Raw genomic sequence first — 26,671 nt, forward strand, 5'->3', positions numbered from 1 at the left:
GCCCGCGCCTGCTGGAGCGCTGACCGTTCACCTGTCCCGCCCCGCATCGCCCCGTACAGAGAGAAAATCCCATGCAGACCGTCACCCTCAACAACGGCGTCGAGATGCCGATCCTCGGCTTCGGCGTCTACCAGATCCCGCCGGAACAGACCGAGCAGGCCGTCACCGACGCCCTCGCGGCCGGCTACCGGCTGCTCGACACGGCCGCCGCGTACCAGAACGAGGAGGCCGTCGGCCGGGCCATCAAGAACAGCGGCATCCCGCGCGCAGAACTGTTCGTCACCACCAAGCTGTGGGTCCAGGACGCGCCCGCCGAGGAGAACACCAAGAGCGCCTTCGAGACCTCCCTGACCAAGCTCGGCCTGGACTACCTCGACCTGTACCTGATGCACCAGCCCTACGGCGACGTGTACGGCCAGTGGCGTGCCATGGAGGACCTGAACCGGGAGGGCCGCGCCAAGGCGATCGGCGTCGCCAACTTCTACCCCGACCGGCTCCTCGACCTCGTCATCAACAACGAGGTCACCCCGGCGGTCAACCAGATCGAGACCCACCCGTTCTTCCAGCGCACCACCGACCAGGAGCTCATGCGCGAGCACGGCGTGCAGATCCAGTCATGGGGCGGCTTCGCCGAAGGCAAGAACGACATCTTCACCCACCCGGTCCTGAGCGGTATCGGCGAGAAGCACGGCAAGTCCGTGGCGCAGGTCGTGCTCCGCTGGCTGACCCAGCGCGGTGTCGTCGCGATCCCCAAGTCGGTCCGCGCCGAGCGCATGGCGGAGAACATCGACATCTTCGACTTCGAGCTCACCGACGACCAGCTGGCGGCCGTCGCCACCCTGGACACCGGAGGGACACTCTTCTTCGACCACCACGCACCGGACATGGTCAGCTGGCTCAGCGCGCGGCGTCTGGACGGCTGACCCGGCAGACGGCGACAACCGCTCCTGAACTCACGCGCGCGGGTGCATTCACCCGCCCCGGACCGAGGCACCCGCGCCTGAGGATCTCCGCCTCGCCGCCCTCACGGCAGCACCCGCCTCACGGACCAGGACCTCACGATGTCCCAGAACCAGAACATCACCGACGTACTCATGATCGGCGCGACCGGCAGCATCGGACAGCTCGCCGTGCGCGCCGCACAGCGACAGGGCCTGCACCCCCGGGCACTCGTGCGCGATCCGCGCCGGGCCGAGCAGTTGCTCCCCGGTGTCGAGCTGGTAAAGGGCGACCTCGAGGACCCCGCCTCACTGCGGCGGCTCGTCCTGGAGCAGGGCGACACGGCCGACGGCGGGATCGCCCGCGACCAGATCGCCGAGACGCTGGTGCGCAGCCTGCTGACCGACACCGAACTGGGCAAGACGTTCGAGCTGATCGCCACCGAAGGAGACGAGCCGTCGGACTGGGCAGAGCTCTTCGGTGCCCTCAAGAGCGACGAGTCCGGCTCTGTGGACGGCGTGTTGGACCCGGCCGACCTTCCTGTCGAAGCCGAGCCGCGGAAGGGGCTTGCGGATCTCGAAGCCGTCCGTTCAGTTCGCGGAACCAGTGGAACCACCGGGATCACCGGGATCACCGGGATCACCGGGATCACCGGATGACAGCCGGCCGAGTCGGCGCCGGGCAGTGCAAACCCGCCGGGCCGGGGCGCCGCACGCTCCTTCGTGGCGTGCTTCTGGGAGGAGCCGCCGTCATAACCGGTGTCCAGATCGCCGGCTGTTCCCCGTCGGAGTCGAGCGGGCCGACGCCGGAGTCCACTGAGCGATCCACCTCGGCCGCCTCGCCGGGGCGGCGGATCCTGCTGGCCTACTTCTCCCGGCCGGGCGAGAACTACTCCTACGGCGGGCGTACGAATCTCAAGGTCGGGAACACCGAGGTTCTGGCCGAAATGATCAGCGAGCGCATCGAGTGCGACGTCCACCGCATCGAGGCCGTCGACCCCTACTCCGACGACTACGACGAGACGGTGGCGCGCAATGTCCGCGAACAGAACGCCGATGCGCGGCCCCCCATCGTCGATCCGCCGCCCTCGATCGAGCGTTACGACGTGGTGCTGCTGGGCAGCCCCATCTGGAACGTCAGAGCACCCATGATCATGTCGACCTTCGCCGAGAGGTACGACTTCCGCGGCAAGACGGTCCATCCGCTCACGACGTACGCGATGAGCGGACTTGGCACCACCGAGCGGGACTACGCGGCGTCCTGCCCGGGCGCGACCATCGGGGAAGGGCTCGCGGTGCGCGGCGAGGAGGTCCGGAAGGCCGATGCCCAAGTCGAGTCGTGGCTGCGGCGCGTCGGCGTTCTGCGGGGCTGAGCCCCTTCTCCAAACGGCCCAGTCTTACAGTGCCGTGCCCCGTGGGACAGGTGGGAAGAGGGGCCCTCTCACACCCTGGCTCACCGTTCCCTGGCACAACACGGCCTGCCACACGGCCAGTTGTCCCGCCAGGCTGGGCAGAAGCCGAAATGCCATGAGGGGCAACGGTGAACCTCCGTCCTGGGCTCACACCGATCAGCGAGTCCCCCACCTTCCTCGTGTCGAGAGAGTGAGCATGTCTACCGAAACCTCCGAGTCAGCCACGTCTCCCCCCACCCGGCCGCCGGCCGCACCCTCGCGTCGTACCTTCATCGCAACGACGTCCGCGGCCGGCGGTGTCATCGCGACGGGCGGTCTGGTCGCGGCGCCGTCCGCTCTCGGCGCCGAGGAAGCGGTCGCCGCCGAGGCGCCGGTCCCCAGCAGTCGCGTCTCGTTGACGGTCAACGGCCGGCGGCACACCGTCACTGTCGACAACCGGACCTCGCTCCTCGACCTGCTGCGCGAACACCTCGGTCTGACCGGTTCCAAGAAGGGCTGCAACGCCGGTGCCTGCGGGGCCTGCACGGTCCTGGTCGACGGACGCCGCGTCAACTCCTGCCTCACCCTGGCGGTGCGCCTGGACGGCGCCGAGGTCACCACCGTCGAGGGCCTGGCCAGGGGCGATCAACTGCACCCGCTGCAGCAGGCGTTCATCGACCAGGACGCGTTCCAGTGCGGCTACTGCACACCGGGCCAGATCGTGTCCGGTGTCGGCTGCATGCAGGAGGGCCACACTGGCTCCGGTGAGGAGATCCGGGAGTGGATGAGCGGCAACATCTGCCGCTGCGGGTGTTACGTGAAGATCGTGCGCGCGGTCGAGCAAGCCTCGGGCCGGAAGTGAGTGGCGATGTATCCCTTCTCCTTCACCAAGGCACCCAGCACGCGTGAAGCCCTCGAAGCCGGTCGGCGTGGCGGCCGTTACATCGCCGGCGGGACCACCCTGGTCGACCTGATGCGCGAGACCGTCGAACGCCCCGAGACCCTCGTCGACATCAGCGGTCTGCCGTTGGACGAGATAACCGTCACCGAGCGTGGCGGGCTGCGCATCGGCGCGCTGGTGACCATGAGCGAGGCCGCCGCCCACCGCAAGGTGCGCACCACGTATCCGGTCGTCTCGCAGGCGCTGGAGCTGAGCGCCTCCGCCCAGCTGCGCAACATGGCGACCATCGGCGGCAACATCATGCAGCGCACCCGCTGCACGTACTTCCGTGACGTGACGGCCGCCTGCAACAAGCGCGAGCCCGGCTCCGGTTGTGCCGCGCGGGAGGGGTACAACCGCACCCACGCGATCCTGGGTACCTCCGAGGACTGCGTGGCCACCCACCCCTCCGACGCGGCCGTCGCCTTCGCCGCCCTGGAGGCACGGGTGCACCTGCTCGGCCCGGGCGGGGAGCGCGCCGTCCCCTTCGCCGAATTCCTGCTGCGGCCCGGCCGTACCCCGAACCGCGAACAGGCCCTCACCAAGGGTGAGTTGATCACCGCCGTGGAAATCCCGGCCTACCCGCGCCCGCTGAAGTCCGGCTACCTGAAGGTCCGGGACCGGCAGTCGTACGAGTTCGCCCTCACCTCCGCCGCCGTCGCCCTGCACATCCGCGGCGGCGTGATCCGCGAGGCGAAGGTGGCCGCCGGCGGCGTGGGGACGGTGCCGTGGAAGCTGCCCGCAGTCGAGCGCGCCCTCATCGGCGAACGCCCCTCGGAACGGCTCTGGGCCCGGGCGGCCGCGTCGGCCGCGGACGGGGCCCGGCCGTTGAAGCACAACCGGTTCAAGGTCGAGCTGCTCCAGCGGACGGTCGAACGCCAGCTGCGCATCGTAGGAGACAACGCATGAGCCCCCAGCCGCAGGCCGCTGTCGGCGCACCGCTGTCCCGGGTGGACGGGCGCCTCAAGGTGACGGGGCAGGCGAGGTACGCCGCCGACCACGAACCCGACGGTGTGGTGCACGCCGTCGTGGTCGACAGCAGTATCGGCAAGGGCCGGATCACCGGCATCGACACCCGCGCCGCTCTCGCCCATCCCGGCGTCCTGAAGGTGATCCACCACCGCAACGCCCCCAAGCTGCCGTACGGGCCCAATCCTGGATCGCTCAACCTTCCGGGTGAGCGGCTGCGCGTCTTCCAGGACGACCGCGTCCGCTTCCACGGCCAGCCGGTCGCCGTTGTCGTGGCCACCACACTGGAGGCCGCCCAGCACGCGGCAAGCCTGGTGAAGCTCGACTACGACAGCGAGGAGTCCACCACCGACCTGACGGATGCTCCGGCGGCGGGCGAGCCCAGGACCTACGCGCGCGGTGACGCGGAGGCGGCCCTGCAAGCCTCCCCCGTACGGCTGGAGATGACGTACCGTCCCGCCCGCAACCACCACAACGCGATGGAGCTCCACGCCACCGTCGCCCAGTGGGACGGCGAGCGGCTGACGCTCTGGGACAAGACCCAGTGGGTGCAGAGCCCGCGGGACGAGCTCGCCGCCAACTTCGGCATCCCGGCGGAGAACATCCGTGTCATCTCGCCGTTCGTCGGCGGCGCGTTCGGCAACGCCGCGCGGGCCTGGCCGCACATCACCATCGCGGCCCTCGCCGCACGCGAGGCGGGCCGACCGGTCAAGCTCGTACTGACACGCAGGCAGCTCTACTCCGGCGTGGGCTACCGTCCGGCGTACGAGTACAAGGTGCGCCTGGGCAGCGACCGCCGCGGACAGCTGACGGCGATGACCCACGAGCTGCGCGCCGAGACGTCCAGCTACGAGACGTTCGCCGAGCGCGGGGTCGTCTCCCCGGGGCAGATGCTCTACACCACGCCCAACGTCGCCCAGACGCACCGAACGGTGCCGCTGGATGTGAACACCCCGACCCCGATGCGCGGGCCGGGCTACTCCACCGCCGCCTTCCCCATCGAGAGCGCGATGGACGAACTCGCCCACGAACTGGGCATCGACCCGATCGAGCTGCGGCGGCGCAACGAACCCGAGAACGACCAGTCAAGCGGGCGGCCGTTCTCCACCCGACGGCTGCGCGAGTGCTACACCGTCGGCGCCCGCGAGTTCGGCTGGAACCGCCGCAACCCCCGGCCGCGTTCCACCCGCGACGGCGACTGGCTGATCGGCACAGGCATGGCGACCGCGCTCTACGACACCCTGCGGGCCCCCGGCCAGGCCGGCGTGCGGCTGGACGCCGACGGCACCGCCCTGGTCGAGTCCTCGACCAGCGACATGGGGCCGGGCACATACACCTCCATGACGCAGGTCGCCGCCGACGCCCTCGGCCTGGCGGTCCGCAACGTGACCTTCCGGCTCGGCGACACGAACATGCCCACGGCCCCGCTCCACGGCGGTTCGCTGACCATGGCCAGCGTCGGATCCACCGTCCAGGACGGCTGCGACAAACTGCGCCAGCAGGCGATCGAACTCGCCGTCGGGGACGAGGACTCACCGCTGTACGGAATCGACGCCGACGACATCGTCGTACGGGGCGGCCGACTGCACGTGAGCGACAACCCCGCGCGCGGGGAGACCTACCGCCAGCTCCTCACCCGCAACAACCGCACGCACCTCGAAGCGGTCGGGTCCTGGATTCCGGGACAGTCCCGGTCCTCGATGTACGCCTACGGCGCGGTGTTCGCCGAGGTCGCCGTCGACGCCCGCCTCGGTCTGGTCCGGGTGCGGCGGATGCTCGGCGTCTTCGACGCGGGCCGCATCATCAGCCCCAAGCTCGCCGACAGCCAGGCCATCGGCGCCATGACCGGGGGCATCGGCATGGCACTCCTCGAACACACCGTCACCGACCACCGCGACGGCCGGATCGTCAACGCCAACCTGGCCGACTATCTGGTCCCGGTCAACGCCGACGTCCCCGAACTCAAGGCGATCTACGTCGACGGCCGGGACGACGAGGCAGACCCCCTCGGCGTCAAGGGCCTCGGCGAGGTCGTCCTGGTGGGCGTGGCACCCGCCATCGCCAACGCCGTCTTCCATGCCACCGGCCGACGGGTACGCGATCTGCCCATCACCGCCGAGTCGCTGCTCTGAGCCATGCCGCGGGCAGCGGTGCACACCTACCGCTGCCCGCGGCATGGAGCCCCCTGTTCCTTCCTGGAGACCCACCTTCATCTTCGGCGCCGTCGACTTCGCGGACGCATCGCTCACCTCTTCGGTACTGCCGATCAGCGGAGCTTGGCGGTGATGCGGTATCGGCCGGACAGCAACCGGCAGACGTAGAGGCCATCGGTCTGGGCGATGAAGCGCGCCCCCTCCGCTCTTGCCAGCGGGGTGCGTCCTTCGCGGACGGAATCGGCCGACGCCGCCGGAAGTCGCAGTGTCGCCTCGCTGTTCGCGGGCACCACCACGTCGTACACGATGTCCCTGCCTCTGTCCTCCAGCTTCCACGCGCTCCTGATCTCGCCGTACGGCGATTCGTGCGAGGCCGAAACCTGTGTGATGCCGCCCGTGGGATCGATGTGGGGTTGCAGCAGGAAGTGCTTGAACCCGGGGCTTTCCGGGTCGCGGGCGATGCCTGCCATGTACGCGTACATCCACTCCATGATCGCGCCGTAGGCGTAGTGGTTGAAGGAGTTCATGCTGACGGGGCCGAACCCGTCCTCCGTGGAGTAGGAGTTCCAGCGCTCCCAGACCGTGGTGGCACCGTTCTTCGCCGAGTACAGCCAGGACGGCAGTGCGTCCTGGTGCAGCAGCTTGTACGCCAGGTCCGCGCGGCCCTCGTCGGTGAGGACGGGGGCGAGGACGTTGACGCCGAGGAAGCCGACGGACAGCGTGTTCTCGGCGTACCTGACTCGGCTGCTGTTCGGGTGCGCGGCCTTGTAGGCCTCGTCGTTGCCGATGTTGTCCGCCAACAACCCTACGAGGACGCGACGTTGGGCCTGCGTCTCGTAGAAGCCGAGCTTGAGGACCCACAGCAGCGCGCTCTGGCTGTTGTCCTCCGTCTTCTGGTTGGGGTCGGCGCCCGGTTCGATCGGGGAGGCCTCACCGAGGCTGGACCTGACCGTGACCGTGCCGCCCCCGGTGCTCAGATACTTGGCGATGAAGGCCTGCTTGATGCGCCCGAAGAGCCGGTCGTACGCCTTTCCCTCCTCCGGCCTGCCGATCGCGCTGGCCATCCGAGCCATCAGCCGGGTGCTGTAGCCGTAGTAGATGTCGCTCATCATCTGGGCGCTGGTCTTCTGCGGCGCCAGCCAGTCGCCGGTGAGGGAGCCCTGTCCGGCGTAGGTGTCGCCCGTCTGCTGCCGGATCCAGTCCAGGTAGCGGGTCATGGCGGGCCAGTTGTCCTTGACGACGGTCGCGTCGCCGGTCATCTGCCAGACGGTCCACGGCACGATGACGCCGGCGTCCGCCCAACCGCTGCCACCGCCTGGGAAGTTGTAGCGTCCGCCGGGTGCGACCCCGGTGAACTGTGCCTTGTCCTCACCGTAGATGACGGCGGAGTCGACGACGGTTTCCTGGAAGTGGCTGAGGAACACCCCGGCGTCGACGTTGTAGAGGCCGGTGGTGGCGAAGACCTGGGTGTCGCCCGTCCAGCCGAGGCGTTCGTCGCGCTGCGGGCAGTCGGTGGGCACCCAGAGGTAGTTTCCGCGCTGACCCCACCGAATGTTGCTCGCGAGCCGGTTGATGTCGGGGTCGTTGGTGGTGACGGTGCCGATCTCGCGGATCGCGGACGTGGCGACCTTCCCGGTCAGGCCGGTGACCGTGACGGTGTCCGTCGCGGTGACGGACACGTAGCGGAAGCCGTAGAAGGTCAGGGAGTCCTGGTGGGTCTCTCCGTTCCGGTCGCCCTTGAGGATGTACGTGCTGGTGGCCTTGGCACTGCGGAGGTTGGCCCGGTAGACGGAGCCCTCGGGGCCGTCCGCGCCGGCACTGTCGTCGTTGAGCATCTCGCCGAACCTGAACTCGACCCGGGCTCCGGCCGGTCCGCGCAGTCGGTAGCGGGCCACGCCGACCATGTTCTGGCCCATGTCGAAGACGACGGTTTCGCCACTGCCGATTGTCACGGACGCGTTGGCCGCCTTCGCGGGATCGGTCACCGTCCGGGCCGGGTCCACGACGATGCGTCCCTTGCCGTTGGGGCTCCCGTCCTGTCCGGTCACCCCCGTGGCGACGGTGATCGACTCCGGACGGCGATCCCACTTCGGCATCAGGCGGGCGGTCTCGCCCGGGTAGGCGAGGAGTTGCACGTCGGGATACTTGTCGTCGAACGCGACACGTTCCACGTCCGACCAGGCGGAGTCGTCGAACCCGTGCGCCGTCCAGCCCGGGAGTTCCATCCGGGCGTCGTAGGTCTGGCCGTCGTAGATGTCATCCGCCCTGTACGGGCCGCTGTCCGTGGCCTTCCAGCCGCCGTCCGGCTCGGTGACGACCGTCTGGGCCGTCCCGTCGGTGTACCGGATCAACAGCTTGGCCTTGACGGCCAGGACGTTGCCGTCCTGCGAGTAGTACGTACTGCCGTCGGATATCCGGCCGTTGTACCAGCCGTTGCCCAGGACGACCGCGAGGGTGACGTCCGACTCCCTCGTCACGAGGTCCGTGACGTCGTAGGTCAGGTAGTTGAGACGCGCGTCGTAGTTCGTCCAGCCCGGGGGCAGCAGTTCGGTCGTCGTGCCGCCGTCCTGCGGCACGGTCAGACGGCGTCCGTTGACACAGGCCTCGTAGACGCCAAGAGCCGAGACGTACAGTCGCGCCTCGCGAACCCGCGGTAGATTCCTTCCGGAGCCAGCGTCCTTGAGCTCCACCTCCTTCCGCAGCATCGGCGCGCCTGCCGAGTTGGGGGTCTTGCCCTTCATCCCGATCCACTGGGCGCCCTCCCATCCACGAACGCCGTCGGTGCTCATCAGTCCGGTCTCGAAGAACGCGGGGGACGCCGTTCCCACCGGGCGGCCTTCGGCGTCCCATACGGTGACGGTCCAGTGATAGCGGGTCGAGGCGCGCAGCGGTTTGCCCGCGTAGCGCACGGCCACGGAATCGGCGGAGCGGACACGGCCGCTGTCCCAGACGTCCGCGCGGGCGACGGTCAGCTTGTCCGGTGAACTCGCCACGAGGATCTGGTACGCCCCCTGGCTCCGGCCACGGGCGGACGACCGCATGCGCCAGCCGAAGCGCGGGCGATCGGCGTCCACGCCCAGAGGATCCCTGCGGTGCTCCGCGGTCAGCCCCGTCACCGTGTCGGCTTCTCCGGGGGCCGCTGCCGCCGCATTCGTTCCGCCTCCCACGGCGCCCACCACTACAGGCACGGCGCCGGCGGTCGCGGCGAGCACGGTTCGACGACGAACTCCGCTCCTGTCTCCACGAAGAGGGACACCCTCGTTGACATCGCGGTCGGCGCCGTCTCCACTGCGCGCTTCATGGTGCACCCATCTGCCTTTCGGTTGTGCGGCCACAGGTGAACGGCCGCTCGGGCATGGACGGTTCGCTGAAAATCTCTTGGAGCCACGGAGCCACGGAGCTACGCGGTGTCGCGGGCGGTGAACGTGTGCCTGCCCGAGGCGACGACGTAGACGGCTCGGTCGCCTCGCATTCCCCGGAACGCCGCGCCGTCTCCGGCCGCCTGGACTGTGCCACCCCCCGCGGGCACCCGGACTTCCGCCGTCGTGTTGGGCGGGAGCTCCACGTCGAGTCGGAACCTGCCGTTCTTACGGGTCCATTGCGCGGACACCACGCCGCACGGGGTGCGGTAGCTGCCCTCGACATGGGTGAGTCCGCCGACCGGTCGAGGGTCGATCACCAGTTCGCGGTAGCCGGCCGTACCACGTGCCTGGCGAATGCCTGCCAGTCCGCTGTGGAACCACTCCTCGATCTGCAGCAGGATCATGTGGTTCTTGGAGTTGCCCATGTCCCACTGCTCGGGGATGGTCGTGAGGCCGCCGGGATTGGCGGTGGTGGGTGCCATGAAGTAGCCGTAGCTCGGTCGGGTGTCCTCCTGGAGGACTTCCCAGAGGACGTCGTCGCGGCCACCCTCGTGCAGGGCCTTGACGATCGGCGCGAGACCGATGGTGCCGCCGCTGAAATGCGGTCCGCCGCCGAACGGCTGGTGGGCGCGGACGAGTTCCACGAGTGCGTCGAGAACCCTCTCGCGTTCGCTCTCCGGTACCAGGCCTTCGTCCAGCGCGAGCGCCTGCGCGGCCTGGGTCGCCCCGGCACTGCTCTGGTCACCCGCGGCGGTGTAGCGGCCGAGCGCCTCGTTGTAGAAGGCGTCGTTGAACGCGTCCTTGATGTTGGCAGCGAGGTTGCGGTACTCGGACGCGTCCCCGTCGCGCCCGATCAGCGCTGCCATCCGGGCCATGCGGTCGGCGATCTGGTGGTAGCCCCAGGTTCCGGTGATGCGGCCCGAGGTGTTCTCACTGGCGATCCAGTCGGCCAGGGCCGCGTCCACGATGTAGGCGTCTGCTCCTGTGCCGGCCTTCTTCGTCCTGATGTAGTTGAGGAAGGCCTGCATCTGGGGGTAGTAGCGGCGCATCGTCTGCGTGTCGCCGTACGTCTCGTACGACAGCCAGGGCACCAGGACGATGCCGTTGCCCCAGTTGATCTCGTCGCCGAACCGGCCGGTGTAACCCCAGTCGTACACCGGGGCCTTGAGCGCCACGTTGCCGATGTTGTCGCCCGCCCTGGACTGCCCCTCCACGAGGTGGCGCTGCATGGTGCGCAGGTAGGCCGCGTATCCGAAGGTGCGGTGCAGGGAGCCGAAGGGCTGCACGTAGTCGGCGGGATAGGCGAGCTTCTCGCGGCCGGGGCAGTCCGTGAAGGTGGACATGGTGTTGCTCATGATCGAGTAACGGGCCATGCGGTGAATGCGGTTGATCCGGTCGTCGGAGGTCCGCAGGGAACCGGCGGACGGCACGTCCGCGTGGATCTGCAGGCCGGTGACCGTGTCCCGGGTCGGTACGTAGTCCGCGGGCAGGCCGGTCACCTGCAGCCACTGCATGCCGAAGTAGTGGAACTGCGGGTGCCACCGCTCGCCTCGTTTGTCGCCGTACGTCGTGTAGGCGGCGAACACGTTGGTACCACGGGCGGCGCCACCACCCATGATGGACGCCTGATTGACGGTGCCGTCGGCGTTCAGCGACTCGGCGGGGTACAGCTTGACGGTGGTGCCGGCCGGGAGGGAGCCGTCGAGCCGGAGCAGTGGCCAGCCGGCGAAGTTCTGCCCGAAGTCGAAGACCCACACGCCGGGCTGCGGCTGCTTGACGCTGACCGGACGCAGTGTGTCGACGACCTTGAGCGGCTCGGCCACGCGCCACACCAGCTCGGTGGTGCGATTGGGTGGCGGAGCGATTCCGGCGTCGGCCCAGCCCATTGCCGTACCGTCCCGCCGTCTCGCCGATGCACGGAGGTCTGCGCCGGGGGCGGTCCAGGCGGGCTGCTCGCGGCGTGCGTCGTAGTCGGATCCGGAGTACCAGTTGGCGGTGGTGGTCGGGCCGAGAGCCGTCTTCCAGGAGCGGTCGCTGACCACGGTCTCGACCGTGCCGTCGTCCTTCGTGAGTTCCAGGCGGGCGATCAGACGTGGTGTGACGGCGGCGCCCGCGCTGGGATCGGTGCTCGCGAGCGGGTTGCCGGAGCCGGTGACGGCGGCACCGCTCTCGTGTCCGGAGGCCAGTGCGGGCTCGAAGGTGATGCCGGTGCCGTCGGCGCCCGCGGTGCCGATCGCGGTGATCGTGCGTGACTCCAGGCGCTCGCCGCCGTCGCCCGTGTCGATGTTGACGGTGCCGCCGACGTGGTAGTTGGCCACGTTGTTGACCTTGATGGTGGTGGCGCCACGGGCGGCGGGTGCGAGGAGGCTCCCGCTGCCCTTGAACTGACTCTGCCACCAGCTGTACGGGGCGGTGCGGCCGGTCGTGGGATTCGTGACGGACCGGGTCACCAGCGCTGTGCCGTGGCCAAGTTCGACGCCCAGGGTGTTGTCGCCGTCGCGGATGAGGCCGGTGACGTCGAAGACCCGGTACTCGGTGGAGAGTTGGTAGTTGGAGTTGCCCGGGGCGAGCACCTCGTCGGTGACGGGCCTGCCGTTGAGCCGGGTCACGTGCAGTCCGACACCGGACAAATACAGCCTCGCCCTGACGATCTTCCCCCTACGCCTGTCCACCCGGAAGGCGCGGGCGAACACCGGCAGTGGCTGGTCGACGGTTCGGCCCGGGTACTCGATCCACCGGGCCCTGCCCCAGTCGGAGCGCTTGAGGAGCCCCAACTCCCATGAGGCGGGAGGGCTCCACGGTGTCGGGTCGCCCTTGGTGCTCCACGCCCGCACCTGCCAGACGATCCGGTCGCGCGAGGACGGTGCGGGACCGTGCCATGCCACGTCGGTCTGGGCCGAGGAGCGGACCTTGCCGCTGTCCCACAGCAGACGGCCCCTGTCGAGATCCCGCTCAGTGCGCGCCGCGCGGATCCGGTAGGCGGCCTGAGTCCATCCCGCGCCGACACCCGCGACCCGCCAACTCAGGCGCGGGGCGGGGTCGTCGACGCCGAGCGGGTTGTCCTCGCGTCCGTCGACGGCGAGACCGGTGACCCTCGCTCCGTGTCTGTCGCCCTCCTCGTCGGCGTAGGCCTCCTGAGTGAGGCCGGGGACGGTGGGCAGCGCCAGTCCTGCCGCGGAGACGGCCGCGGTGCCGACCACCTGTCTACGGCTCAACGCTCCGCCCGGTATGCGGGACATGCCAAACCTCCGTTGATTCGATGATTCCTGAGGGAATGTGAACGGTCGCCCACACAGCCGACTGCCCCGGGGTCAGCTCCCGGCCTTGTAGTCGGCATCCATTTCCTTGAGGACCTTTTCCGGCGTGGACTGGTCGCTGAAGATCTCCTGGAGGCCGCTGAGCATGGTCTGCTGCACCTTGGGGTTGGGCCAGAGCTGGTCCATGAACGGCACCGTGCGGTCCTCCGTGATGAACTTGGACAGTTCGGTCAGGGACGGGTCGACCGCATAGCCTGTGTCGGGCAGGGAGGGCAGACCGCCCTGCTTCTTGACGAACAGGTTCATGCCTTCGGGAGACATCACGAAGTTCACGAACTTCAGCGCGAGGTCCTTGTTCTTCGCCTTGGCGTTCACTCCGTAGCCCGCACCCGCCGCGGCCGGGACGATCGTCGCGGACGGGTCGTCGGTCGCCGGCAGCGCCTTGAACGTGAACGTGCCCTTCGGGTTCTTTCCCTTGAGGAGGGCGATCACCCAGTTGCCCTGGACGATGCCGAGCGTCTTGCCGGTGGCGGCGAGGCCTTGGCTGGCTTCGTAGTTGGTGCCCAGTGGGTTCTTCTGGAAGCAGCCGGTCCTCTCCATCGTCAGGTACTTGTCCAGGGCGGTGGTCCACGGCGACTGTGCGAAGGTGGCCTGGCCGGCCTGCATCTTCTTGTCGAAGTCGCGGTCGTCGCCGTAGACGGTCGTGGCGACCAGCGCGTACTGGACGAGTTGGGTCACCCAGTTGTCCTGGTTGCCCAGTGCGAAGGCGGGGGTTCCCTTGGCTTTCGCGGCCCGGCAGAACTCCAGGAGGTCCTTCCAGGTGTCCGGGGGCGTGAGACCGGCCTTCTCCAGTGCCTGTTGGTTGTAGACCGCGCCGATGCCGTTCTGCCCGAAGATGGCGTTGTAGGTCTTTCCCTCGTACTGGGCGACGCTCTTGATCGCGTCGGGCATCTTGGCGGCCCATGGCTGGTCCGAGAGGTCACGCAGGTAGCCGGGCTTGGCGAGGACGTAGGTGGCGCCGGGGTTGCCGTTGCCGGGCCAGACCGACATCACGTCGGGTGCGGTGCCCGAGGACAACTGGGTCCGGATCTGCTGCTGGTACTGGTCGGCGCCGCTGGTGGTGTAGCGGACCTTGACGCCCGGGTTGGCCTTCTCGAAAGCCTTGACGACGTCCTCGACCGAGCCCTGGTCGACCGAGGCCAGCGTCAGGGTCTTGGAACCACCGCCACCGGAGTCACCCGCCTCGGTGCCGCCACTGCAGGCGGCAAGAAGGGCCCCAGCTGTCACGACGGCCGGCAGGACCGTCGGTATGCGTGTCTTCATGATGTCTCCCTCGGAGAAGAGGCCACGGCCGTGGTGGTCGGGTGGGACACATGGGTCATCCCTTCAGCCCTCCCGCGAAGCCGTTGATGATGCTGCGCTGCAACAGGAAGTAGACGAGCAGGACGGGCAGGATGCTGATCACCAGTGCGGCGAAGATGAGGTTCCAGTCCGTGACGTACTGGCCGACGAAGCCGGCGATCGCGACCGGCATGGTCTGCTGTGCGCTTCCGCTGAGGTACAGCAGCGGGGTGAAGAAGTCGTTCCAGATGGCGACGGTGTTGAGCACCAGGGCCGTCACAGTGATCGGTTTCAGCATCGGCAGCACCACGTGGCGGAAGCCCTGCAGCGGTGTACAGCCGTCGATCAGGGCCGCGTCCTCGAAGTCGCGTGGCAGAGCGCGCAGGAAGCCGACGTAGAGGAAGACGGTGAACGGCACTTGCAGGCCGGAGTAGAAGAGGACCAGGGCCCAGGGGGTGCCGAGCAGACCGAGGTCCCGCATGGTCTGGTAGAGCGGCAGCGAGGCGAGCTGGAAGGGCAGGACCAGGCCCAGGAGGACCAGCAGGTACGTGCCGCGTGACCAGCGTGCCGTGACGCGGGCCAGCGGATACGCGGCGAGCGAGGAGACGGCCAGCACGACGGCCACACTGCAGACCGTCACCAGCACGCTGTTGCCCAACGCCCCGCCCAGCGAGCCCTGTTGCCACGCCTGCGAGAAGTTGTCCAGGGTCGGCGAGGTGGTCGGGCTGATCGGCGAGGACGTGTCCGACGCCGGCCGCACAGCGAGGTTGACCAGTACGTACACGGGGAAGCCCACGAAGAGGGCGGCCGCGATCATCGCCAGTTCGAGGGCAAGAGTGCGCGGACGGTAGCGGCTCATGACGCGGCCCTCTCGTTGCGGGACAGCACCAGGTACTGTCCGGCCGAGACGACCGCCACGATGATCGTGAGGACGACCGCGAGCGCGATGCTGTAACCGAACTCGCCGAGCGTGAAGGCGTCCTTGTAGATCAGCGTCGAGATGGTGTCGGTGGCGTGTCCCGGTCCACCACCCGTCAAGGCGTAGACCTGGTCGAAGAGTTTGATCCCGCCGATGATCGACAGCATCAGGTTGATGGTGAGGGCCGGAGCCAGCAGGGGCCGCGTGACCGACCAGAAGCGCCGCACCGGGCCCGCCCCGTCGATGGCCGCCGCCTCGTGCACCTCCTTGGGCACCGACTGGAGCCCCGCCAGGAAGATGACCATGGAGTAGCCCGCGAACTGCCAGACGATCACGCCGACCACCGACCACAGGGCGACCTGCGGACTGCCCAGCCAGTCCTGCCGCCAGCCGTCCAGACCGACCGCGCCCAGCAGGCTGTTGACCGCGCCGTCGGGACTGAGCAGGTTGCGCCAGAGGTACGCGGTGACGATCGGTGTGATCACGGCCGGAGCGAAGAGGAAGACCCTGAGCAGGTTCCGGGACTTGATGGCCGAGTTGACTCCGAGCGCCAGCAGCAGGCCCAGCGCGTTCTGGATGACGGTGATCGACACGGCGATCAGCAGCGTGTGCCGGATCGCCTGCACCGCATCGGGATCGCGGACCATGTCGGCGAAGTTGTCCAGGCCCACGAAGGAGAAGCTGGGGTCCAGGCCGTCCCAGTCCGTGAAGGCGTAGTAGACACCGCGAATGCTCGGCACCAGGACGACGAAGGCGAACAGGACCAGGGCGGGAAGCGCGAACCACCAGGGCGGCATGGCACGCGCCCGTCGTACTCGTGGAGGTGGCTCCACGTCCGGCGGCCGGTCCTGGTCCGGAAGGTGCTCGTTCGGAGCGAGGGTCACCGACGCACCTCCTTTCCTGAAACGTTTCAAACTGACGGTCGGGTCGACACTGCGGTTGGTTGGACTGAGGGAGGAGCGACTGTCGCTGCTTCGTCGCGGGACGGGCTGAACCGACGCGGTGCCGGATCACTTGTAGCGCTGATGGGTAACGTTTCCCACAAGGTGTGGCCAGACCTTAGAGAGCGTCCCGCGTGACGTCAAGATGCCGCGCACGCTGCACGATTGTTACGCCGGAGAAACGGCGCAGCCCTCGCGAGGAACCTGCCGAGCCGCTGACTCGTACGTACACTCTGCGGCAACGTTGCCCAAGGGGAGAGGAACCGGATGGAGCCGCAAGCACCACGCCGCCGCGTCACCATCGTCGACGTCGCACGACACGCCCAGGTGTCCACGACCGCCGTGTCCAAGGTGCTGCGCAACGCGTACGGAGCCAGCCCCGAGATGCGGGCGAAGGTACGCCGCGCGATCGACGAGCTCGGCTACCGGCCGCATGCGGGCGCCAGGGCCCTCCGCGGGCAGACGTACACCATCGGCGTGATGCTGCCCGACATCCGCAACCCCTTCTTCCCCGACATCCTGGACGGGATCACCGCCCGGCTCGCGGACACCGACTACCAGGTCTTCCTGGGCCCGGGCTGCAACGGGGAGCCGGAGGAAGCACGGGTCACCGAAGCCATGATCGACCGGGGAATGGACGGCCTCGTCCTGATCGCACCCGTGTCACAGCGGGCCCACCTCGAGCATGTCGCCTCCGTCGTCCCGACCGTCGTCGTCGGCCGCCATGGGCATTCGCCGGTGTACGACACCGTGACGGACGACGACGTGGCGGGCGCGTCCTTGGTCGTCGGTCACCTCGCCGATCTCGGGCACCGCCGGATCGCCCACATCGAGCACCACGAAACCGACCCGACACGCATCGCGGAGATGCCCAACGCCCAGCGTGCCGACGGGTACCGGCGTGCCATGCGGGCCCTCGGCCTCGAGGAGGAGATCGACATCGTCTCCACCACCTACACCCAGCAGGGCGGGTACGAGGGCGCCAGGGAACTGCTCGCACGCCTCCGTCGGCCCACGGCTGTCTTCGCCGGTGCGGACATCGTCGCCATGGGTGTCCTGGAGGCGCTCACCGAAGCCGGGCTGTCCGCTCCCGGTGACATCTCGGTGGCCGGCTACGACAACACGACGTTCGCCTCGTTCGGTCCGATCTCACTGACGAGCGTCGACCAGGCGGGCCACGAGATCGGCGGCAACGCCGCACGCCTCCTCCTGGAGCGGATCGCCGACCGTCACAAGGCGCCGGTCCAGGTCAAGCTCTCCCCCTCGCTGGTGCCGCGCCGGACCACCGCTCCTCCCCCGGAGCAGACCGGCATTTCCGGGTCCGGGCAGCGCGGCGTTCAACCGTTCGGTTGAACGCCGTTTCCACCTCCGGGAAGCCTCTTCGCGCCGTACGGACGACGCGAAGACGATCTCGGCCGCACCAGAATGACGATCGTCCATGGCGCCCGGGCCCTGAGAACCATCCGCTTGAGAGAGGTCTCCTCACCATGCCCAACTTGCCCAGCAGACGACGTGTCCTTGCCGTCGGTGCCGGTGCCGCCCTCGGTGCCGGCGCGTTCGGTGCCTCAGCGGTTCCGGCGTCGGCCTCTCCCGCCGCGTCACGGCGCTCGAGCGGACGCGAGGAGACCAGGACACTCGACGAGCTCTACCGTGCCGCCCTCGCGGAGGGCGGGAAACTCGTCGTCTACGCCGGTGGCGACACCCCGACCCAGCAGGACGGCACCAAGGCCGCCTTCAAGGACCGCTTCCCGGACATCGACCTGACACTGATCGTGGACTACAGCAAGTACCACGACGTGCGTGTCGACAACCAGTTCGCCACCGACACCCTCGTTCCCGACGTCGTGCAGTTCCAGACCCTTCAGGACTTCGACCGCTGGAAGCGGCTGGGCCGCCTGCTGCACTACAAGCCCGCCGGGTTCTCCAAGGTCTACGACAAGTTCAGGGATCCGCAGGGCGCGTGGGTCGCCACGGGCGCGATCGCCTTCAGCTTCATGTACAACACGGCCGCGGTCGGTTCGGGTGCGCGGCTCACCCCGCGAGACCTGGTCGACCCGAAGTGGAAGGGCAGGATCGCCTCGTCGTACCCGCACGACGACGACGCGGTCCTGTACCTCTACGCGCTGTACGCCCAGAAGTACGGCTGGGACTGGGTGGCCGAGCTCGCCGCCCAGGACGTGCAGTTCGCGCGGGGCAGCAACTCCCCGGGCGACGCCGTCTTCGGCGGCCGGAAGACGATCGGTGTCGGCACCGCGGGCTCGGCCGCCGGCTCGTCTCCTGTGACGTTCGCGATCGACGCACGGCACCCGTTCATGGCCTGGGGCCAGCGCGCCGCGATCCTGGAGCAGGCCAAGAACTCCACGGCCGCCAAGCTCTTCCTCAACTGGCAGCTGTCCACCGAACACCAGCAGCAGTCCTTCAACGGCTGGTCGGTACGCACCGACGTCACTCCCCCGGCCGGCCTGAAGCAGATCTGGGAGTACCCCAACGCCCACGTGGACGGCTTCCCCCGCTTCATGGCCGACCGCGCCGAGGTGGAGCGCTGGAAGCAGACGTTCGCCCTGTACTTCGGCGAGGTCAAGGGCGACCCCACGCCCGGCTGGCTCGGACTGCACCCCGGAGCCTGACCGTCGAGGGGCTGCCGGTCCAGTGCTCCACAGCCCAACGGAACGGCAGCCCCACTCTTCACATCGGCCATACAAGCGGCGGATAGACTCGGACGCCCTGTCCCAGTGGATCATTCATCCAGGGGGTTCGTCGTGTCCGACCCCGGCCTTGCCCAGGCCCCGGCGGCGGGTAGCCGCAGCCGGTTCGGCCCGAGGCAGGCACCACACCTGGTGTTCTTCCTCGTCGTCGGTGCCGCGATGGTCCGCCTCGCCCGTCTGAACATCTCGCTGTGCTGGGACATCGTGATCGTCAGCGGGCTGCTCGCCGTGACGTACGCGGCTGGGCTGGCGCTGTGGAACAGCCTGGGCACGTTCGCCCGGCACTCCTGGGTCGCCGCTCTCCTCCTCCAATGGGCGATCCTCGTCCTCCTGACTCCGCCGCCCCTGACCGGCGCCTACGTCTGGTGCGCCGTACCGCTGGCGTGCGTGGCCCTGGGCGTGCTCGGGCACCGGGCCTCCGTGGCGGCGGTGGCCGCCATCACCCTCCTGCTGATCGGTCAACTCACCAGGACCGCGGGCGGATTCGACGCTGAGATGGTGCTGATCCCGGTGGCGGCCGTCTGGGGCACCGTGGCTCTCTACCGCGCGCAGCAGCGCAACGTCACGGAGCGGCAGCGTCTGGTCGAGGAACTGCGCGGCACGCGTGATGTGCTGGCGGACGAGCGGCATCGGACCGGTGTGCTCGAGGAACGCGCGCGCCTCGCCCGCGACCTGCACGACACCCTCGCCCAGGAACTGTCCGGCAGCCTGATGCTGCTGCAGGCGGCCGAGCGGGACTGGGAGGAGCGGCCCGATGTGGCGCGCACCCGGGTGCGCGCGGTCACCGACGGCCTGGACGCGGGGCTCACCGAGACCCGGCGCATCATCCAGGACCTCACTCCGTCCACTGTGGCCGAAGCCGGGCTGGAAGGTTCCCTGCGGCTGCTGTGCGACCAGGCGCAGCAGGCCGAGGCCGCGGTGCGCGTGCAGTTCCGCTCGGTCGGAACCCATCGCCCCGAGCTGGACGAACAGGCCGCCACCACCTTGTTCCGCGTGGCACAGGGCACGATGGCGAACGTCCGCGACCACGCGCACGCCACGAACCTGTTGGTGACGCTGCGCCATCAGGCGGACCGCGTCGAACTGGACATGAGCGACGACGGGGTCGGCTTCGACCCGGCCCGCATCAGTGGGGCGGTCCGGTCGGATCGGGGGTTCGGTCTCCCCGCCGCCCGAGCGCGGCTTCGTATGAACGGCGGTGATCTGGACATCGACAGCGCGCCGGGCCGTGGCACACGGATCAGGGCCAGTGTCCCCGCCCGCGCGAGGCCCGGCCTGCCGGTGGCCATCGCCTCGGCGGCAGTCCGATGACGGCGCCATCGCTGCGCCTGCTGATCGCCGACGACCACGCGGTCGTACGGGCCGGCCTGCGAGCCCTGCTGGAGGGTGCGGCGGACCTCGGCGTGATCGCGGAGGCGAGCAGCGGTGAAGAGGCCGTCCGCCTCACCGTCGAGCTGACACCCGACGTCGTACTGATGGATCTGCGGTTCGCGGGCACGCGTCACGGAATCGACGGCGTCGAAGCGGTCCGCCGGCTGGCCGCCGAGGCTCCGGGCACACCCGTGGTGATGCTGACCAGCTACTCCGGACGCGCCGAGGTCGTGCGCGCGCTGGAAGCCGGCGCCCGCGGTTACGTGCTCAAGGCCGGGCCGCCGGAGGACCTGTTCCGCGCCGTGCGGAGCGCCGCCGTGGGTGGCATGGGCCTCGCGCCGGAGGTGGTCGGAGACCTCGTCGGGCAAGTCGTCAGCCCTGTACCGGAGTTGACGCAGCGTGAGAGGGAGGTCGTGCGGTTGATGGCCGACGGTCACAGCAACCGCTCCATCGCGGACTCCTTGTACCTCAGCGAGGCGACCGTCAAGACCCACCTGGTGCGCATCTACCGGAAGCTCGGCGTCGACAAGAGGGCGGCAGCGGTCTCCGAGGCGGTCCGCCGAGGTCTGCTGGAACTCACCTGACGGAGACCGCGGCCCGGGCGCAAGATCGTCGAACCCCTGCAAGTCGCCTGGCCACATGTACACGGCGCTCGCCATGACGGGCTGAGCAATCCGGCGTCCCGTCTCCGCCGTCGCGAACCCTGTCGGCGTCATCGGCTCCGAACGCCTGCTGCTCAGCCCGGGTGCTGCTCGGCGGAGGTCGCACCGCGATCTTGATCCGCCTGGTCGAGGAGGACCACGGCGTCGTAGTCCGGCGTGCCGGGCAGGGCGTAGTACGTCACCAGGCGATGCCCGGGGGTGCCCTCGATCAGCAGGGACTGGTAGTGGAGGGTGAGCGTTCCGACTTCGGGGTGCTGCATGGTCTTACTCCCCTGGGCGAATGCCTTCACGTCGTAGGACTCCCACAGCTGCGTGAACTCTGGGCTCTTGAGGCGCAGTTCGTCGACGAGCTCCGTGAGGTCGGGAGCGTCGGGGTCGGTGCCGGCGAGGGCACGCAGTCGGGCGACGCAGCCACGAGTCATCACCTCCCAGTCCGGGAAGAGCTCGCGAGCCATGGGGTGGAGGAAGACGTACCTCGCGATGTTGCGCTGCTCGACGGGCCAGCGCTCGATCCCGGTCAGTGTCCGCAGTCCGCCCGGGTTGCAGGCGAGCAGGTCCATGGTGCGGCTGAGCACCCGGGCCGGGAAGGGCCGCAGGTGTTCGAGCAGGAAGTCGGTACCGGGGTCCACGGAGCGGCTGGGCACGCTCTGGTTCGGAGACAGCCTGCGGGCGGCACGCAGACCAAGGTCGTGCAGGTGCTTGTGCTCGGTTTCCCCGAGCCGCAACGCATGCGCCAGGGCATCCAGGACGGCAGGGCTGGGGTGGCTCTCCCTGCCGCGTTCCAAGCGGGCGTAGTAGTCGATACTCACCCCGGCGAGGGTGGCCAGCTCCTCCCGTCGCAGCCCCGGCGTCCGGCGCATTCCCGGGCCGGCCTTGAGGCCGACCTCTTCGGGGCTGACCTCCGTCCGACGGGCACGCAGAAAGCGCCCGAGCTCGGTGCCGCTGTTTCTCTCCTGCTGCTCACGTGCCACACCCCTCAGTGTGACAGCCGCACGAAGGGGTGCTGTTCGGCGACGTGACGAACTCGTCGAAGCCCTCACCCATGTGGCCTTCTACGCCGGATGGCCCAGCGAAATGGGAGCTCTCACGCAGTTGAAGGCCATCATCGAAGAAGCCGAGTAGGAGCGCCGAGGCGGTATGAAATTCCTCGAGAGGCAGCCATCGTCGAAGGGACCTGCCCAGCGGTTCGCCGGCGACGCCTGGGTGGACATGATCGCGGAGGGAGAGGCGCCCTCGCGGCTCCGGGCGGGGGTGGTGCGCTTCGCCCCCTGCGCCCGCACCGCCTGGCACCGGCACTCGGGCGGCCAGACCCTGCACGCCACCGAGGGCTTCGGCCTGGTCCAGGCCCGCGACGGCAAGGTGAGGAGTTCGGCGAGCCCAGTCGTGAGTCGATGACGGCCACCGGCAGCGGCCACCGCACCTCGACAACGCCCGACGGACGTCAGCGGTTCAGGACGGTCTTCCCGCGCTCACCTGGGTACCCGGCATCCCATCGACAGGAAGTGCGGCCGGCATGCAGAAGCGGTGGCGGATGTGGCCGACGCGGTTCCGTGAGTGGTTCCTCGATCATGATCCGGAGCTGGCCGCAACACGCCGTGCCACCCGAACCGCGCTGGTGATGCCGGCGCTGTTCGCGCTGTGCAGTCAAGTGATCCACTCGTCGACAATGGCGACCTTCGCCGCGTTCGGTGCCTTCTCGATGCTGCTCCTGGTGGACTTCAGCGGCTCGCTGGTGGAACGGCTTCGGGCCCACCTCGGGTTGGCGGTGGCCTGGAGCGTGTTGATCTGTCTCGGCACGCTCGTGGCCGGACACACGTGGCCGGCGATCGTCGGCACTGTCGTCGTCGGCTTCCTGGTGCTGTTCTCCGGTGCGGTCAGCTCCGTACTCGCGGGGGCGGCGACCGCACTGCTTCTGGCATTCATCCTCCCGGTGACCTCGCCCGCGCCGCTGTCGGAGCTTCCCGAGAGGCTCGCGGGTGCGGGGCTTGCCTCGATCGCCGCCATGCTCGCGGTCTCCGTGCTCTGGCCCCGGCCCGCCGCCGATCCGCTGAGCGCGCCGGCCGCCCGGGTCTGCCGCGCCGCCGCCGCACAGCTGCGCGCCGATGCCGCCCGGTCGACCGGCGAGCAGGGCGACGCGAGAGGCACCGAGCAGCACCAGGCGGTCACCGAAGAGGCCGCCGACGCCGCGGCCGACCTGCGCACCGCCTTCGACGCAACCCCCTACCGGCCAACAGGACTGTCGACCGGTTCCCGTGCGATCGTCCGCCTCGTCGACGAGTTGACGTGGCTCAGCACCATCGTGGCCGACAGCGGGCCGCTCTCCGACGACAGCGCCTGCGACCCCGAGGCCCTCGCCGTACGGCGAGCCGTCGCCACGGTCCTGGAGCACTCGGCTGATCTGCTCGACACCCCACACGCCTCACCCGACACGCTTCAGGCTGCCGCGGCGGACCTCCGCGTGGGCCTGGAGCGCATGGAACACCGCGCCACCACTCGGTTGCCCGTGCACGAGCGGCCCCGCACGGAGTGGGAGATCCGCGCCTTCATCGAGACCCTGGACGCCTCTTTCCGCGCCCAGGAACTGGGGTTCGCCACGCTTCAGACCGCTGCGAACGTGGACCTTGCCTCGGCCGCCGAGCGGCGCGGCTGGCTGGAGCGGCTGCTCGGCCGCGAGCCAGGTGCCGTGACCGAACCGCTGGCCTCCGCCCGTGAGCGGGCCGCCGCCCACCTCCAGTCGGACTCGGTCTGGCTGCACAACAGCCTCCGAGGTGCGATCGGACTCGGTATCGCGGTCGCTCTGGCGAACCTCATGAGCGTCCAGCACTCGTTCTGGGTATTGCTGGGAACCCTGTCGGTGCTGCGCTCGAACGCGCTCAACACCGGACAGAACGCGGTCAGGGCCCTCGGCGGCACGCTCGTGGGTTCGCTCATCGGGGCCGGACTGCTGCAGCTCATCGGTCACCACGGCACCGTGCTGTGGTTCTTGCTTCCTGTCGCGATCCTCGTCGCCGGTATCGCGCCGTCCGCCGTCTCCTTCGCCGCCGGACAGGCCGCCTTCACCATCACCCTGGTCGTCCTGTTCAACATCGGCCAGGACCCGGACTGGCACATCGTCCTGCTGCGCATCCAGGACATCGGCATCGGCTGCGCGGTGAGCGTGCTGGTGGGCCTGTTCTTCTGGCCTCGCGGTGCGGCGGCAGCGGTCGACCGGGCCCTGGCCGCCGCGTACACGGACAGCGCCCGCTATCTCGCCGCAGCCGTGCGGTACGCGGTCGGCAGGTGCGGTGCCCGGACCGCTTCCGGCCACGCCCCCTTGCAGGAGAGCCGCCAGGCGGCCGCGGCCGCCCGACGACTCGACGACGCCTTCCGCAGCTATCTGGCCGAACGGGGTGCCAAGCCCGTCCCCCTCGCCGACATGACCACTCTGGTCACCGGAGTCGTCGCACTGCGCCTCGCGGCGGACGCCGTACTGGGGTTGTGGCAACGCGCCGACGATCAGCCCACCGAAGCGGATCGGGCCGACGCAGGCCTTGTCCTTCTGGGGTCGGCCGGCAGAGTGACCGGCTGGTACCAGGACCTGGCCGCCGGGCTGGGCAGCCGCGACTCCGTTCCCGAGCCCCTCCCCCGCAACCCCGGCGCCGAGGCGGGCCTGGTCGGCTCCGTCCGTCACGATCTGCGTGGCGAGGACGGCTGGGCCACCGACACGGCGGTCCGCATCATCTGGACCGCCGACCATCTCAACGCGGTCCGCCGTCTCCAACCCGGTCTGGCGGCCGCGGTCAAGGCCAGCGATCCGACCTGACGTCAGATGCGCGTACGGACTCTGGGGCTGCGCCCGCTGGAGAACGCCCGCACCGAGTTGCCCGGCTTCGACCTCCAGCTCTCCGGCCACCCCCACGGCGGCCGGCTCTGGCCGGGCAGCCTCCTGGCCGAACTGGCCAACCCCACGGTCGCCGGCCCGGAGCGCTACGGCGACACCCAGCTGTACGTGAGCCGCGGCGCCGGCGTCTGGGGCCCACCGGTGCGCGTGGGTGCACCGTCCGACATCGCCGTTGTCCAACTCGCCTCGATGCAGGCCTGGTTCCTGGCGGCTATGCGGCGATCGGCAGCCGGCGCGCTGTCCGGTCGTGAGGGGTACTGCCGTTACCCGGCACGGCACGCCCTCCCAACCCGACGGGCACGCTGATTGAATCAGGCTGGCCACGCGGCAGCATCGGGACCGCGGGACGCCTCATCGCCGGACGAGCGCGGGCGTCATCCGAAGTCACGGACGTGGACCGAACACCGCCGCAAGAAGTGCCCAGGTGCTCATCTCGGACGCTCTTCACTTCGGCCATTCGATGAGGCCGACGCCGTTCGCCGGGGCCCCGTCCCGGCCGGGACAAGACCTCACCAGGGCAACAGGGTCTGCTTCTTGGCCACCGACGATGCCGCACCAAGGGTGCTCTCAACAGACGACCACGAGGGATGTAGCCCATGCACGAACAGGACAGCACGCCCAACGGCGACTCGACCGACCATGGCCGTCGCGGCTTCCTGAGCGCGGCCGCACTCGCGGCGACCTCGCTGATGGCCGTGTCGGGAGCCGCGGCGCCACAGGCGTACGCGGCGTCGCCCACCACCGGCAGCAGGGCTCCGAGCCGCCGTCGTAACCAGGTGACCGCGGCCATCACGCAGACCGGTCACCGCAGGCTCGGATCCCTGAAGGTGTCCGGCATCGGCCTCGGCACCCAGACCATGCCGGGCAACCTCTACGGCCCCGTCACCAGCCGCAAGGACATGGTCGCCCTCATCCGGACAGCCGTCGACCAGGGGGTGACCTTCTTCGACACGGCCGAGGCGTACGGGCCGTTCGAGTCGGAACGGATCGTCGGCGACGCCCTCCGGCCCTTCCGCGACGACGTGGTGATCGCGTCCAAGTTCGGCTGGGACATCGACCCGGACACCGGAGCACGAAACGGCCTGAACAGCCGCCCGGAGCACATCCGTCGAGCCGTCGACGGCATGTTGAAGCGCCTCAGGACCGATCACATCGACCTGCTCTACCAGCACCGCGTCGATCCCGAAGTCCCGATCGAGGACGTCGCGGACACGGTGAAGGACCTCATCTCCCAGGGCAAGGTGCTGCACTGGGGTCTTTCCGAGCCGGGTCTGCGGACCGTCCGCCGGGCCCACGCCGTCCAGCCGCTCACCGCGATCCAGAACGAGTACTCCACGCTGTGGCGCGGACCGGAGGAGAACGTGCTGCCGCTCTGTGAGGAACTCGGGATCGGCTTCGTGTGCTGGGCGCCTCTGGGCATGGGCTTCACGACCGGCACGATGAGCCCGTACACCCGTTTCACGGAGGGAGACCGCCGGACCGCGTTCCCCCGCAACAGCCGGGACAACCTCGCCGCCAACATGCCGCTGGTGCAGCTGCTCCAGGACTGGGCCGTACGCAAGGGCGCCACGCCCGCCCAGATCGACCTCGCCTGGTTGCTGGCCCAGAAGCCGTGGATCGTGCCCATTCCCAGTACCACCAGGCTGTCCCACCTCCTGGAGAACATCGGTGCCGAAGAAGTCAGGTTCAGCCGCGACGAACTCCAGGAGCTCGACGCCGCCGTCGCCCGCATCACCATCCATGGCGACCGCCTTCCACCGGAGGCCCTCGCCATGACGGGTGTCGAAGCACCGACCCGCTGACCGAGGACACACACTCGACAGCCCGGAAGACAATCCTCAC

At 69.2% G+C, this 26,671-nt stretch carries 19 protein-coding genes and 1 pseudogene; 14 read left to right on the forward strand and 6 right to left on the reverse strand.

The annotated features are described in order from the left end of the window. Positions 1–71 precede the first annotated feature (71 nt). The 6 genes from JEQ17_RS03565 (at position 72) to JEQ17_RS03590 (ending at position 6,370) form a co-directional block, all read left to right on the forward strand. Positions 72–923, forward strand: coding sequence for an aldo/keto reductase (locus JEQ17_RS03565; protein WP_200393801.1), 852 nt, complete (start codon positions 72–74; stop codon positions 921–923). 138 nt (positions 924–1,061) lie between these two features. Beyond that, positions 1,062–1,598, forward strand: a complete 537-nt coding sequence (locus tag JEQ17_RS03570) for an SDR family oxidoreductase (protein WP_200393802.1) — start codon at positions 1,062–1,064, stop codon at positions 1,596–1,598. Positions 1,599–1,666: 68 nt separating this feature from the next. Then, positions 1,667–2,311 (forward strand): flavodoxin, encoded by a 645-nt coding sequence (locus JEQ17_RS03575; RefSeq protein WP_234048049.1) that lies wholly within the window; start codon positions 1,667–1,669, stop codon positions 2,309–2,311. A 235-nt stretch (positions 2,312–2,546) separates the two neighbouring features. Then, entirely contained in the window at positions 2,547–3,191 is a 645-nt protein-coding gene (locus JEQ17_RS03580; protein WP_200393803.1) for a (2Fe-2S)-binding protein, read from the forward strand. Positions 3,192–3,197: 6 nt separating this feature from the next. After that, positions 3,198–4,178 carry an FAD binding domain-containing protein gene (locus tag JEQ17_RS03585; RefSeq protein WP_200393804.1) on the forward strand — a complete coding sequence of 327 codons (981 nt, stop codon included), beginning with the start codon at positions 3,198–3,200 and terminating at the stop codon, positions 4,176–4,178. Next, positions 4,175–6,370, forward strand: coding sequence for a xanthine dehydrogenase family protein molybdopterin-binding subunit (locus tag JEQ17_RS03590; protein WP_200393805.1), 2,196 nt, complete (start codon positions 4,175–4,177; stop codon positions 6,368–6,370). The genes JEQ17_RS03585 and JEQ17_RS03590 overlap by 4 nt, the downstream gene beginning before the upstream one ends. Positions 6,371–6,504: 134 nt before the next feature. Here the strand turns inward: JEQ17_RS03590 and JEQ17_RS03595 are convergent, their stop codons facing one another. From JEQ17_RS03595 to JEQ17_RS03615, 5 genes are all read right to left on the reverse strand, one after another. Further along, on the reverse strand, positions 6,505–9,570 hold the full coding sequence (locus JEQ17_RS03595; protein ID WP_234048679.1) for an alpha-L-rhamnosidase: 3,066 nt from the start codon (positions 9,568–9,570) through the stop codon (positions 6,505–6,507). A 221-nt stretch (positions 9,571–9,791) separates the two neighbouring features. Beyond that, a complete protein-coding gene (locus JEQ17_RS03600; RefSeq protein WP_200393807.1) occupies positions 9,792–12,992 on the reverse strand; it encodes an alpha-L-rhamnosidase in 3,201 nt (1,066 codons plus the stop codon). Positions 12,993–13,064: 72 nt separating this feature from the next. After that, the gene (locus JEQ17_RS03605) at positions 13,065–14,333 is read right to left on the reverse strand and encodes an ABC transporter substrate-binding protein (protein WP_200393808.1); all 1,269 of its coding nucleotides are present in this window, start codon (positions 14,331–14,333) and stop codon (positions 13,065–13,067) included. Positions 14,334–14,388: 55 nt separating this feature from the next. Next, positions 14,389–15,210 (reverse strand): carbohydrate ABC transporter permease, encoded by an 822-nt coding sequence (locus JEQ17_RS03610; RefSeq protein WP_200393809.1) that lies wholly within the window; start codon positions 15,208–15,210, stop codon positions 14,389–14,391. Beyond that, complete coding sequence (locus tag JEQ17_RS03615) at positions 15,207–16,154, reverse strand: carbohydrate ABC transporter permease (protein ID WP_200393810.1); 948 nt, start codon at positions 16,152–16,154, stop codon at positions 15,207–15,209. Before JEQ17_RS03615 ends, JEQ17_RS03610 begins: the two co-directional genes overlap by 4 nt. A gap of 324 nt (positions 16,155–16,478) precedes the next feature. Between JEQ17_RS03615 and JEQ17_RS03620 the strand changes: the two genes are divergently transcribed. The 4 genes from JEQ17_RS03620 to JEQ17_RS03635 all read left to right on the forward strand — a co-directional run bounded on the left by JEQ17_RS03620 (position 16,479) and on the right by JEQ17_RS03635 (position 20,871). Next, complete coding sequence (locus JEQ17_RS03620) at positions 16,479–17,564, forward strand: LacI family DNA-binding transcriptional regulator (RefSeq protein WP_200393811.1); 1,086 nt, start codon at positions 16,479–16,481, stop codon at positions 17,562–17,564. A 134-nt stretch (positions 17,565–17,698) separates the two neighbouring features. Continuing rightward, positions 17,699–18,838, forward strand: coding sequence for an ABC transporter substrate-binding protein (locus tag JEQ17_RS03625; protein WP_200393812.1), 1,140 nt, complete (start codon positions 17,699–17,701; stop codon positions 18,836–18,838). A 132-nt stretch (positions 18,839–18,970) separates the two neighbouring features. Beyond that, positions 18,971–20,227, forward strand: a complete 1,257-nt coding sequence (locus JEQ17_RS03630) for a sensor histidine kinase (RefSeq protein WP_200393813.1) — start codon at positions 18,971–18,973, stop codon at positions 20,225–20,227. Further along, on the forward strand, positions 20,224–20,871 hold the full coding sequence (locus JEQ17_RS03635; RefSeq protein WP_200393814.1) for a response regulator: 648 nt from the start codon (positions 20,224–20,226) through the stop codon (positions 20,869–20,871). Before JEQ17_RS03630 ends, JEQ17_RS03635 begins: the two co-directional genes overlap by 4 nt. Positions 20,872–21,023: 152 nt before the next feature. Here JEQ17_RS03635 and JEQ17_RS03640 read toward each other — a convergent pair whose 3' ends face one another. Next, on the reverse strand, positions 21,024–21,920 hold the full coding sequence (locus JEQ17_RS03640; RefSeq protein ID WP_200393815.1) for a helix-turn-helix transcriptional regulator: 897 nt from the start codon (positions 21,918–21,920) through the stop codon (positions 21,024–21,026). 166 nt (positions 21,921–22,086) lie between these two features. On the opposite strand from JEQ17_RS03640, the gene JEQ17_RS03650 reads away from it, so the two are divergent. The 4 genes and pseudogenes from JEQ17_RS03650 to JEQ17_RS03665 all read left to right on the forward strand — a co-directional run bounded on the left by JEQ17_RS03650 (position 22,087) and on the right by JEQ17_RS03665 (position 26,631). After that, positions 22,087–22,344, forward strand: coding sequence for a cupin domain-containing protein (locus JEQ17_RS03650; RefSeq protein WP_200393816.1), 258 nt, complete (start codon positions 22,087–22,089; stop codon positions 22,342–22,344). 118 nt (positions 22,345–22,462) lie between these two features. Next, entirely contained in the window at positions 22,463–24,751 is a 2,289-nt protein-coding gene (locus JEQ17_RS03655) for an FUSC family protein (protein ID WP_200393817.1), read from the forward strand. A 12-nt stretch (positions 24,752–24,763) separates the two neighbouring features. Further along, positions 24,764–25,027, forward strand: a pseudogene (locus JEQ17_RS03660) (metallophosphoesterase); the annotation flags it as partial. A 398-nt stretch (positions 25,028–25,425) separates the two neighbouring features. Then, on the forward strand, positions 25,426–26,631 hold the full coding sequence (locus tag JEQ17_RS03665) for an aldo/keto reductase (RefSeq protein ID WP_267924755.1): 1,206 nt from the start codon (positions 25,426–25,428) through the stop codon (positions 26,629–26,631). Positions 26,632–26,671 lie beyond the last annotated feature (40 nt).

The sequence above is a fragment of the Streptomyces liliifuscus genome (genome assembly GCF_016598615.1).
Classification (GTDB): Bacteria; Actinomycetota; Actinomycetes; order Streptomycetales; family Streptomycetaceae; genus Streptomyces; species Streptomyces liliifuscus.